Origin of the sequence: Kitasatospora sp. NPDC056181 (genome assembly GCF_042266225.1) — a bacterium.
Taxonomy (GTDB): Bacteria; Actinomycetota; Actinomycetes; order Streptomycetales; family Streptomycetaceae; genus Kitasatospora.
This window is the reverse complement of sequence record NZ_JBHJUK010000236.1, coordinates 1-9,720: the sequence shown is the minus strand read 5'-3', so window position 1 is coordinate 9,720 and position 9,720 is coordinate 1. Positions and strand designations below refer to the sequence as shown.

Genomic DNA, 9,720 nt, shown 5'->3' with positions numbered 1-9,720 from the left:
GTGGTCGCCTCGCTGTACGGCATGCAGCGGACCGGCGAGCGGCCCAGCCAACGCCGGCTGGCCGACCACACCGGCCTGGAGGCGCTGTACGTCTCGAAGCTCGCGCGCGCCCTGGAGGCGGCCGGCCTGGTCGAGCGCACCCGCGACCCGCGCGATCCGCGCGCCGTGCAGCTCGCCCTCACCGAGCAGGGCCGGAGCGTCACGCGGCAGGCGATCGCGGTGGTCCAGGAACTGCACCAACAGCTCCTGGAGCCGCTCGGGGGCGTCGACACCCCGCGGACGCTCGCGTTCACCGACGAGCTGACGGCCCTGCTCGACGCACCCCTCGCCCCATCCCGGTCCAACGACGAGAACACCCAGGGGAGAACACCATGACCAGCACCGCACCCGTCGCCGACGCCCGCGTCCTCGGCCTGGCCCACTACGCCGCCCGCGGCGTCCTGGAGCACGTCCTGGCCGGGCACGGCCTCACCTTCCAGCAGCAGGTCGCCCTGCGCGTCGCCGTCACCGCCGACGCCCCGCAGACGCCCGACCAGATCATCACGCAGATCGGGGCCTCCCTCAAGGCCGATCCGGCCGACGTCCGCGCCACTCTCGACGAGCTGCTGGCCGAGCAGCTGCTCGTCGAGGACGGCGCCCGCCTCCGTGCCACGGAGGCGGGGCGCGAGCTGTTCGCCGCCGTCGGTGCGGCGACCGCCCCCGTCACCGCCCGCGTCTGGGGCGGGATCCCCGCCGAGGACCTGGCCGCCGCCGGCCGCGTCCTCGCCCTGGTCACCGAGCGCGCCAACGCGGAGCTTGCGAGGCTGACCGCCTGACCCGACAACCGCACGACCGGACAGGCGGACAGGCGGACAGGCGGACAGGCGGACAGCCGCACGACCGGATGACCGTCCGGCTCCGCGGCGTCGTGCCCCGGGTGGCCTCAGCGGGCCGGGCGCCACATGGTGGTGACGACGTGGCCCGATGCGGTGGTGAGCTCGTCGCGGGGGGTGAAGCCCAGGCTGCGGTAGCGGCCGAGGTTGGCGGGGTTGGACGACTCCAGGTAGGCGGGAGCCCCGAGCTCGTCGATCCGGGCCAGGCTCTCGGCCAGCAGGCCCATGCCCAGCCCCTTGCCGCGGTGGTCGGCGTGGGTGCCCAGCAGGGTGAGGTAGAAGCACGGCTCCTTCGGGGCGACCGAGTAGAGCTGGTCGTAGATGGCCAGGATCGCCCCGGCCGTCGCCTCGTCGGTGGTCCGGGTCAGCAGGTCCGCCAGGCCGCCCTCCTCCTCCGGAGTGAGCTCGCTGCCGCCCGGCGGGATCCAGACCGCGGCGGCCTCGACCTGCGGCGTCACCAGCAGCCACAGGTACCGCAGCGCCGAGGTCGCGTAGAGCCGCCACATCGCGGCCGCCTGCTCGGCACGCCGCCCGACGTCGGGGAAGGCCGGGCCCCACAGCGGGTCGTGGAAGAACGCGCTGGTCAGCGTCGACACGACGGCGTCGATGTCCGCGGGGGTGGCCGTCCGCACCGGGACGCGAGGACTGTGGGAGGTCATCCACCCACCCTACGCGGCGCCTCCCACGTGCTCCCGGAGCAGCGCGGCCAGGGCCTGCGCGTAGGGGTTGGGGTGGCGGCGCCGGGCGAGGGCGACGCCGAAGTGGCGGGCGGGGCGCGGGGGCTGCACCGGGACCACCCGGGTACCGGGCTGGGCCGGTTCGAGGGCGACGTGCGGCACGAGCGAGACCCCGACCCCGGCGGCGACCAGCGAGCGGGCGAAGAAGTAGTCGGTGGTGGAGCCGGCCACCAGGAGTTCGAAGCCGGCCAGTTCGGCGTGCCGGCGCAGGAAGGCCTCGGTCTTGAGGCAGCCCAACACCCAGCGCTCCCCGGCGAGTTCGGCCAGGTCCAGAGCCTCCCGGCCGGCCAGCGGGTGCCCGGCCGGGAGCACCACCGAGAGCGGGTCGTCCATCAGCGGCGTCCAGTCGAGGCCCGAGCGGTCGCCGGGGACGACGGGCAGCGGGCCGTCGAAGTGGTAGGCGAGGGCGAGGTCGGCGGTGCCCTCGCGGACCATCGGCAGGCTGTCCTCGGGTTCCCGTTCCAGGATGCGCAGTTCCGCCTCCGGGTGGTCGGCCGCGAACCGGGCCAGAACGGCGGGCAGCAGGTGCCGGCCGCCGCTGGTGAAGGTGGCGAGGGTGAGCCTGGGCCGGGCCTGGCCCAGCCGGCCGATCTGTTCCCGGGCGTGCCGCAGTTCGGCGTCGATGGCGCCGGCCGCCTCCACCAGCAGACGGCCGGCCTCGGTGAGCCGCACCCCGCGGGTCGAGCGCTCCACCACCGGTGTGCCGAGGCCGCGTTCGAGCGCCGCGATCTGCTGGGACACCGCGGACGGGGTGAGCAGCAGGGCGGCCGCCGCCCGGTTGAAGCTGCCGTGCTCGGCGACCTCCCGGAGCATGGCCAGCCGTCGGACGTCGATCATCGCGCTCCCCCTGGTCGCCCTCGTCCACCGATCGGTCCGGTGAGCCCGGTGAGCCCGGGTCGGCCCGATCAACAGTTCTGCTGTTGACGCGTTCAGTAGATCGGTAGTTCTGCTGAGGACCATACGCCAGCAGAGTGGTGTCCGTGGGAAGCACCCAGCACAACCTGAGGGGACAGGACATGCGAAACGTCTGCGTCATCGGCGGGAGCCGGTACTTCGGCCTCCACCTGGTCACCCTGCTGCGGGAGTCCGGTGCCCGCGTCACCGTGGTCAACCGCGGCTCGGCCCCGCCGCCGCCCGGCGTCGAGCACGTCGTCGCCGACCGGTCGGACGAGGCCGCGCTGGCGACGGCGCTCGGCGGCCGCACCTTCGACGCGGTGATCGACCAGGTGCTGTACACCCCCGATCAGGCGGCGGTGGCCCGCCGGGTCTTCGGCGAGCGCACCGGCCGGTACGTGATGACCTCCACGATGGAGGTGTACGACCCGGCGACCTCGCCGCTGGTGCGCACCGTGCCGGGCGTGCCGGTGCCGGAGACCGCCGTCGACCCGGCCGGCTGGCCGGTGGACCTCTCGCTGCCGTGGCACGACCCGGCGGCGCTCGCCCGCCGCTTCGACGAGGCGACCCGCTATGCGGAGGGCAAGCGGCAGGCGGAGGCGGTGCTCGCCCAGGACCCGCCGTTCTCCTGGGCCAGTGTGCGCAGCGCGCACGTGCTGGGCGGGGGTGCGCGGGACTTCACCGGCCGGCTGGCGCACTACACGGAGCTGATCGCGGCCGGGCGGCCGGTGGCCGTGCACGGCGAGCCGCAGCCGACCTCCTTCGTCCACCACGAGGAGATCGCCGCCGCCCTGGTGCGGATGGCCGTCATGGAGGCGGTCGGCCCGGTGAACGCCTGCTCCGACGGGTCGCTCGACGTGGTGGCACTCTGCGAGCTCATCGCCGGGCGGCTCGGCACCACGGCCCGCTACCGCGTCGTGCCGGGCGGGGCCGACACGACGGCCGGGGTCGGTACACCAGGCGCGGGGAGCGCGGCCGGCACGGACGCCTCGCCGTTCTCCTTCGACCGCTGGTACCCGATGGACAACCGGCGGGCCGTCGGGCTCGGCCTGGAGTTCACGCCGACGGCGCAGTGGCTGCCCGGTGCCGTGGCCGCCTCCACCCTCACCCCGACCTCCGCAAAGGCGGCCTGACATGCGACAGCGCACCATCGGCGGCACCGCCGTCGGCGCGATCGGCCTCGGCGCGATGCCGCTCTCCGTCGAGGGCCGCCCGGACGAGGACGCCGCGCTCACCACCCTGAACGCCGCGCTCGACGCGGGCGTCACCCTGCTCGACACCGCCGACTCCTACCACTGGCACGCCGGCGAACTCGGCCACAACGAACGGCTGGTGGCCCGTGCCCTGGCCGCCCGTCCGGCCTCCGACCGCGCGGCCGTGCTGGTCGCCACCAAGGGCGGCCGGGGTCGGCCCGGTGACGGCTCCTGGACGGTCGACGGCCGGCCCGAGCATCTCCGACAGGCCGCCGAGGGCTCCCTGCGCCGGCTCGGTGTCGAGTCCATCGGCCTCTACCAGCTGCACAAGCCCGACCCGCTGGTTCCGTGGGCCGAGTCGGTGGGCGTCCTGCGCGACCTGCTGGACGCCGGGAAGATCCGCGCGGCCGGGATCTCCAACGTCGACGAGGAGCAGATCCTGACGGCCCGGGAGATCCTCGGCGACGGCCTGGTCTCGGTGCAGAACCGGTTCTCCCCCGCCGTCCGCACCGCGGAACCGGAGCTGCGGCTCTGCGAACGGCTCGGCCTGGCCTTCCTGCCCTGGAGCCCGCTCGGCGGCCTGTCGCGCAGCGTGCTGGACGACCCCAAGGACACCACCGTCGGGCAGAGTGCCTTCCACCGGGTCGCCGCCGCCCGCGGTGTCTCACCCCAGCAGGTCGGCCTCGCCTGGCTGCTCGCCCTCTCCCCCGCCGTCGTCCCCATTCCCGGCGCCCGCCGCCCCGCATCGATCCGCGACTCCGCCGCCGCTGCCGGGCTCGTCCTCGAACCGGACGAACTCGCTTCCCTGGCCGAGCCGTTGGCCGGCAAGGCGGGGCTGGCAAGGCGGTGAGCGACGCGACGGTGACCGGCAGACGGGTGAGCCGGGTGGGCCGCCCCACCCCACCGCATCCGGGGCAGGGCGGGGCGGGGTGGCGCCGATGGGGTCAGTTGTTCTCCTCGGACCGGACGATCTGGTCGATCCGGTGCTGGAGCGCGTCGGCCTCGGCACGGGCCCTCCGCGCCGCCTCGTGCTCGCCGAGCCGGTCCAGGGTGGCGGCCTTGCTCCGCAGGTCCGCCACCTCCTGCCGCATCTTCGGAAGGTCGTAGGTGACGGCACCGCGTGCGGACGGGCCGGTGGAGGACGACTGGCCGGACCCGGTGTCGGGCTGGACGGCGCAGACCGCACTGACGCCGCCCGCGCCGAAGAGCGAACCGCCGAACAGCGTGTTCAGCACGCCCTGGCAGGCGGCGGACTCCTGGGGCGTCTTCGGCCCGTTGTTGGCGGCGGCCGGCTGGGCGAGCAGGAGCGGGGCGGCCAGCAGCAGTACGGAACAGGCCGCACGGGTGGCGTACTTCAGCGACTTCGGGGTGTTCGGGGACATGGCGGACCCTCCGGGTAGGTGATGGACGAGCGAGCCATCACTACCGGACGGTCGGTTCACGGCGGCGGATGCTCCGCCGTCCGTAGGCGTGTCAGCGAACCGTGGACGCGTCAGAGAACGTCGGCCTGTCAGTGGCCCGCGGACGTGTCAGCGGGCCGACGGGGCCGGTCAGTAGCCGCCGAATCCGCCGTAGCTGTGGCCGCCCGTGAAGCCGCCGGTGCCGCCCATGCCAGTGCCCCCGAAGCTGGGACGGGGGCCGGAACCCGGCGGACTCGGCGGGATCGGCTGCGGGTCGTCGTGCCTCACCGACCAACCGTGCCTGGCCATCTCGCGCCACCACTGGGCGAAGGTGACGCCGACGCCCCGTGCCAGGCACTCCTCCTCGACGGCGGCCCGGGCCGCGTCGTCCCACCGCAGGATTATCCCGGCCGCCTTCTGGGCGCGCGCCAACGCGTACAGGTCCTTCTCCAGCTCCGACGCCGTCAGCGGCTCCCGGGACGGCGCGGCCGGATCCGCAGAGCCCGGATCCGCAGCAGCCGGCAGGAGGTCGGCGCGGAAGATCCGGACCCGGACCGGACCGTCACCCTCCTCCGCCCCCTCCGCCCCCTCCGCCGCCTCCTCGCCCACCTCGTACAGCCACACCCGCTGCGCGGCCACCTCCTCCAGGAGGGCGCGGCGTTGCTGCGCCTCCCGGGCCCGGGCCAGCTCGGCCGCCTGCCGCACCGCCCGCTGCTCCGCCAGGCGCCGGTCGATCTCCTCCCGGACCGGCCGGTAGGCCTCGGTCGCGCGCTGCACCTCCGCCAGGAAGGCTCGCTGGGCGGCTTCCGACCGTTCGACGGCCCGCTGCTTCCAGCCGGGCCAGTGGCGCGGGGCGGGAATGGTGTTCCAGGCCCCGGTGCCCTTCTCCAGGTCGAACGTCGCGCCGCGGCCGCCGTGCGCCCGGTAGAGCACCTCCAGCGCACGGGAGACGGCGGCCAGGAAGGTGCTCTCCGCTTCGCTCCACCGCTCGCGCTCGGCCTCGGAACAGGCGACCGCCTCACCCCAGTTGCCCTTGATCCGGTAGACCTTGACCTGCTCCGGCAGCTCCACCGAGGCGACCGGCTCGAACGCCCCGCCGCACCGCTTCGTCGCATGGAGCCGCACGTTGTCCTGGTGGACCTTGACCTCGGTGACCGCCACTGCGCCGACCTCCCGCCAGCCGATTCAACCGTCACTCACCATAACGGCGCGACCACCGTCCGCGTCAGCCCCTGGCACCGGATCCGTCCGAACCCCGGGGACGGGGTCGGACGGCTGGCCGCGGGAACCGGGGGCGGGCACGACCGGTTCCGACACCGCCGGGACGTTGCTGTTGCTGCGCTTGCCGGCGGAGGTCATCGGGGCCGGCCCCTCCCCCGGCCCTGGGAACGGCAGCGCGCGGACGGGCGCCAGGCAGGTCCCGGCGCCCGGTGAGGTCCGGGTGCTGCTCCGGCCGGTCGGGGGCGTGCGGTTGACCGTCGCGCGCTCCGCGACGAACGGTCACGCCTCCTACGAGCACCAGCACCACGACTTCGAGCACCGTACGACGAGCGCTGGTGGCGCGGCCACGCTGCGGCCTGGCACGTGGACCACCCCGGCGCGGCCGGGAGTCACGGGCTCCCCCGGGCGGCGGGCCGCGGGCGGCGGCCGCCGGGCAGCACCGTCCTCGCCGCCACCGCCCGGGCGGGGAAGCAGGCCGCGCCCGGGGCGCTTCGTCAGGCCTCGCCGCAGGAGGCTCCCGGCGAGGCCAGGACCTTCGCCGCGCAGGCGTGCCCGCGGGCGGCGGCCGCCCGCAGGTCGCCGTCGGCGAGGTAGCCGGCCAGGAAGCCGGCGGCGAACGCGTCGCCGGCGCCAGTGAGGTCACGGACCTCGGCGACCGGCGGGACGGGCACGGCGAAGGGCTCCTCCCCGGGGGCGTCCACCACCGTCGCCTGCGCACCGGACTTGGTGACGACCGTGGTGGCCGCCAGCCGCGCCCGCTCGGGACCGGGCCCGCCGTCGGCCAGCAGACCGAGGAAGGCGGACTCCTCCCGGTTGGCGAACAGCAGGGTGGGCGCCAACTCGGCGGCGAGGGCGAGGAACCGCTCGCGGCCGAACCGGTCGAGCATCCCGGTCGAGGAGGCGTCGAGCGAGGTGGTGCCGCCCGCCCGGCGGACCCTCCGGAGGGCGTCGACGGCGGCGGCGGCGACCGGTTCCCCGTCGAAGGAGTAGGCCGGCACGTGCAGGTGGGCCAGCCCCTCCAGCCAGGCGTCCGGGACGATATCGAGCAGTGTCGCCGCGCCCCGGTCGGGGAGCATGGTCCGCTCGCCGGCCTGGTCGATCAGCACCACGATGCTCCCGGTCTGGCCCTTCCGCACGACCCTCACGTCGACGCCGTGACCGGCCAGTTCGGCGACGACGCCGTCCCCGGCCGGGTCGTCCCCGACGCAGCCGAGGAAGCGCGCCGGGCACTGGCCGGCGGCGAAGCCCGCGACGTTGGCCGCGCTGCCGCCGCGCCGCCGGAAGACCCGGGCGCTGGAGTCGGTGCCGTGCCGCAGCGGGCCGTCCACCCAGACGACGATGTCCTCGACGAGGTCGCCGAGCACGCCGAGTACCCCGCCCACGGGGCTAGGCCTCGCTGCGCAGGGCGGCGAGCGCGGTCGCGATCTGCCCGCCGAGCCGGACGTTGCCCCGGTAGACCTCGACGTTGACGTCCAGGCTGCGCCCCTGGGTGTCGCGCTGGATGAAGTCGAGCAGGAACGGCGTCGACGCGTTGCCGGTGACGCCCTGTCGCTCCGCCTCGGCCCAGGCGCGGGCGAGCAGGGCGTCCAGCTCCTGCGGCGGCAGCTGCTTGGCCGGGTCGACCGGGTTGGCGATCAGCACGGCCTGCGGCAGCTCCAGGCCGTCCCGGGCCGCGATCACCCGGGCGGCCTCCTCGGGCGAGTCGACCCGGTAGTTGATCCGGTGGCCGGAGTCGGTGACGTAGAAGCCCGGGTACTGGTGCGTCCGGTAGCCGATGACGGGGATGTTGAGCGTCTCGAACCGCTCCAGCGTCGCCCGGATGTCGAGGATCGACTTGACGCCCGCGCTGATGACGGTGACGGGCGTGGCGGCCAGCGTGGTCATGTCGGCCGACTCGTCGAAGGTCTCGGACGCCCCGAAGTGGACGCCGCCGAGGCCGCCGGTGGAGAACACCGGGATGCCCGCCCGGTGGGCGAGGAAGGCGGTGGCGGCGACGGTCGTCCCGCCGTGGCGGCCGAGCGCGGCGACCACCGGCAGGTCGCGCAGGCTCGCCTTGTCGAGGTCGTCCGCCTCGGAGAGCTCCTTGATCTGGTCCGCGCCGAGTCCGACCGTGGGCACCCCGGCGTACACGCCGATCGTGGCCGGGACGACCCCGGCGGCCCGCAGCTGCTCCTCCGCCTCCAGCGCGACCTCCAGATTGCGGGGCCGGGGCAGCCCGTGCGTGAAGATGGTCGATTCCAGGGCGACGACGGGGGCTCCGGCGGCAACGGCCTGGGCGACCTCGTCGGAGATGCGGACGGGCAGTGCGGTCATGGCACGGGCTCTCTCTGCGATGCCACCACGGTGTGGCAACTCGGACCCAGCCTAGAGACGGGTCGCATAGGCATCCAGAATGAGTCCTGGGCCTTCTCATAGGCTTCAGGCTATGGGTTTCACCTTGCGTCAGCTCGAAGTCTTCCTCGCGGTGGCCGGCACGCTGCACTTCGGCCGCGCCGCCGAGCGCCTGCACATCTCCCAGCCGACGGTCAGTCAGGAGGTGGCCCGGCTCGAACGGACCGTCGGCGTGGAACTCTTCGACCGCAGCCGGCGGGCGGTGCGGCTGACCCCGGCCGGCGAGGTGATGGCCACCGAGTCGGCCCGGCTGCTCGAACAGGCCGGCTCCCTGCTCGCCCGGGTACGGCTGCACGAGGAGTCACGGATGGGGACGGCCCGGATCGTCGCCTCCCCCAGCGTCATGAACCGCCTGCTGCCGGCCGTGGTCAGCCGGGCCGAGCGCGAGCTCCCGGCGCTGGAGTCGGCCGAGCTGGCCGTCGACACCGGCCACGTGTCGACGACGCTGGCCGCGGAGCTGGCCGACATCGGGCTCGGCCGCTTCCTGGAGGACGTGCCCGGCTACCGGCGGGAGAAGCTCGCCGACGAGCCGGTGCGGGTGGCGGTCAGCCGGCACCACCCGCTCGCCGGTCGGGACGGCATCCACCTGCACGAGCTGCGCGACCTGCCGCTGCTGCTCTGGTCCCGGGAGCAGCACCCGCGGTACTACGACCACGTGCTCGGCCTCTGCTCGGCGCACGGCGTCGAGCCGCCGGTCCTGGTCAGCCCGCCGCGGATCGTCGGCTCGCGGCTCTACCTGCTGGCGCAGAACCGCGCGTTCTCGCTCGTCCCCGCCTCGATGGCCGGTCACCTGACCGAGGAGGTGGTCACCGTCCGCCTCGCCGACCGGGCCACCCTGCCGCTTGAGATGCAGTGGCGGCTGGACGACGAACGGCCCCGGCTCGCCGCCCTGCGCGAGCTGATCCGGCAGGAGGCCGCCGTCCTCGGGGCCGGCTGAGCCACCGTCCTCGGGGCCGGCTGAGCCACCGTCCTCGGGGCCGGCTGAGCCACCGTCCTCGGGGCCGGCTGAGCC

General features: G+C 74.9%; 11 protein-coding genes. 5 read left to right on the top strand and 6 right to left on the bottom strand.

The features are described from left to right. Together ACFC1F_RS41385 and ACFC1F_RS41380 are read left to right on the top strand one after the other, a co-directional pair. Positions 1-375: MarR family winged helix-turn-helix transcriptional regulator (locus ACFC1F_RS41385; RefSeq protein ID WP_376166742.1), on the top strand; the 375-nt coding region annotated here is incomplete at its 5' end. After that, positions 372-815 (top strand): MarR family transcriptional regulator, encoded by a 444-nt coding sequence (locus ACFC1F_RS41380; protein ID WP_376166739.1) that lies wholly within the window; start codon positions 372-374, stop codon positions 813-815. The genes ACFC1F_RS41385 and ACFC1F_RS41380, both read left to right, overlap by 4 nt. 107 nt (positions 816-922) lie before the next feature. Here ACFC1F_RS41380 and ACFC1F_RS41375 read toward each other — a convergent pair whose 3' ends face one another. Next, positions 923-1,531, bottom strand: a complete 609-nt coding sequence (locus ACFC1F_RS41375) for a GNAT family N-acetyltransferase (protein ID WP_376166736.1) — start codon at positions 1,529-1,531, stop codon at positions 923-925. 9 nt (positions 1,532-1,540) lie between these two features. Next, positions 1,541-2,446, bottom strand: a complete 906-nt coding sequence (locus ACFC1F_RS41370; protein ID WP_376166734.1) for a LysR family transcriptional regulator — start codon at positions 2,444-2,446, stop codon at positions 1,541-1,543. A 179-nt stretch (positions 2,447-2,625) separates the two neighbouring features. Between ACFC1F_RS41370 and ACFC1F_RS41365 the strand changes: the two genes are divergently transcribed. Further along, positions 2,626-3,636: an NAD-dependent epimerase/dehydratase family protein gene (locus ACFC1F_RS41365; RefSeq protein WP_376166732.1), complete on the top strand. Its 1,011-nt coding sequence runs from the start codon at positions 2,626-2,628 to the stop codon at positions 3,634-3,636. 1 nt (position 3,637) lies between these two features. Then, positions 3,638-4,546: an aldo/keto reductase gene (locus ACFC1F_RS41360; protein WP_376166731.1), complete on the top strand. Its 909-nt coding sequence runs from the start codon at positions 3,638-3,640 to the stop codon at positions 4,544-4,546. Positions 4,547-4,640: 94 nt separating this feature from the next. Here the strand turns inward: ACFC1F_RS41360 and ACFC1F_RS41355 are convergent, their stop codons facing one another. From ACFC1F_RS41355 to ACFC1F_RS41340, 4 genes are all read right to left on the bottom strand, one after another. Then, positions 4,641-5,078 carry a hypothetical protein gene (locus ACFC1F_RS41355; protein ID WP_376166729.1) on the bottom strand — a complete coding sequence of 146 codons (438 nt, stop codon included), beginning with the start codon at positions 5,076-5,078 and terminating at the stop codon, positions 4,641-4,643. A 168-nt stretch (positions 5,079-5,246) separates the two neighbouring features. Beyond that, complete coding sequence (locus ACFC1F_RS41350) at positions 5,247-6,257, bottom strand: hypothetical protein (RefSeq protein WP_376166727.1); 1,011 nt, start codon at positions 6,255-6,257, stop codon at positions 5,247-5,249. A gap of 554 nt (positions 6,258-6,811) precedes the next feature. Continuing rightward, the gene (locus ACFC1F_RS41345) at positions 6,812-7,699 is read right to left on the bottom strand and encodes a carbohydrate kinase family protein (protein WP_376166725.1); all 888 of its coding nucleotides are present in this window, start codon (positions 7,697-7,699) and stop codon (positions 6,812-6,814) included. A 4-nt stretch (positions 7,700-7,703) separates the two neighbouring features. Beyond that, positions 7,704-8,630 (bottom strand): pseudouridine-5'-phosphate glycosidase, encoded by a 927-nt coding sequence (locus ACFC1F_RS41340; RefSeq protein ID WP_376166723.1) that lies wholly within the window; start codon positions 8,628-8,630, stop codon positions 7,704-7,706. A gap of 112 nt (positions 8,631-8,742) precedes the next feature. Between ACFC1F_RS41340 and ACFC1F_RS41335 the strand changes: the two genes are divergently transcribed. Continuing rightward, the gene (locus ACFC1F_RS41335; RefSeq protein ID WP_376166721.1) at positions 8,743-9,645 is read left to right on the top strand and encodes a LysR substrate-binding domain-containing protein; all 903 of its coding nucleotides are present in this window, start codon (positions 8,743-8,745) and stop codon (positions 9,643-9,645) included. Positions 9,646-9,720: the final 75 nt, after the last annotated feature.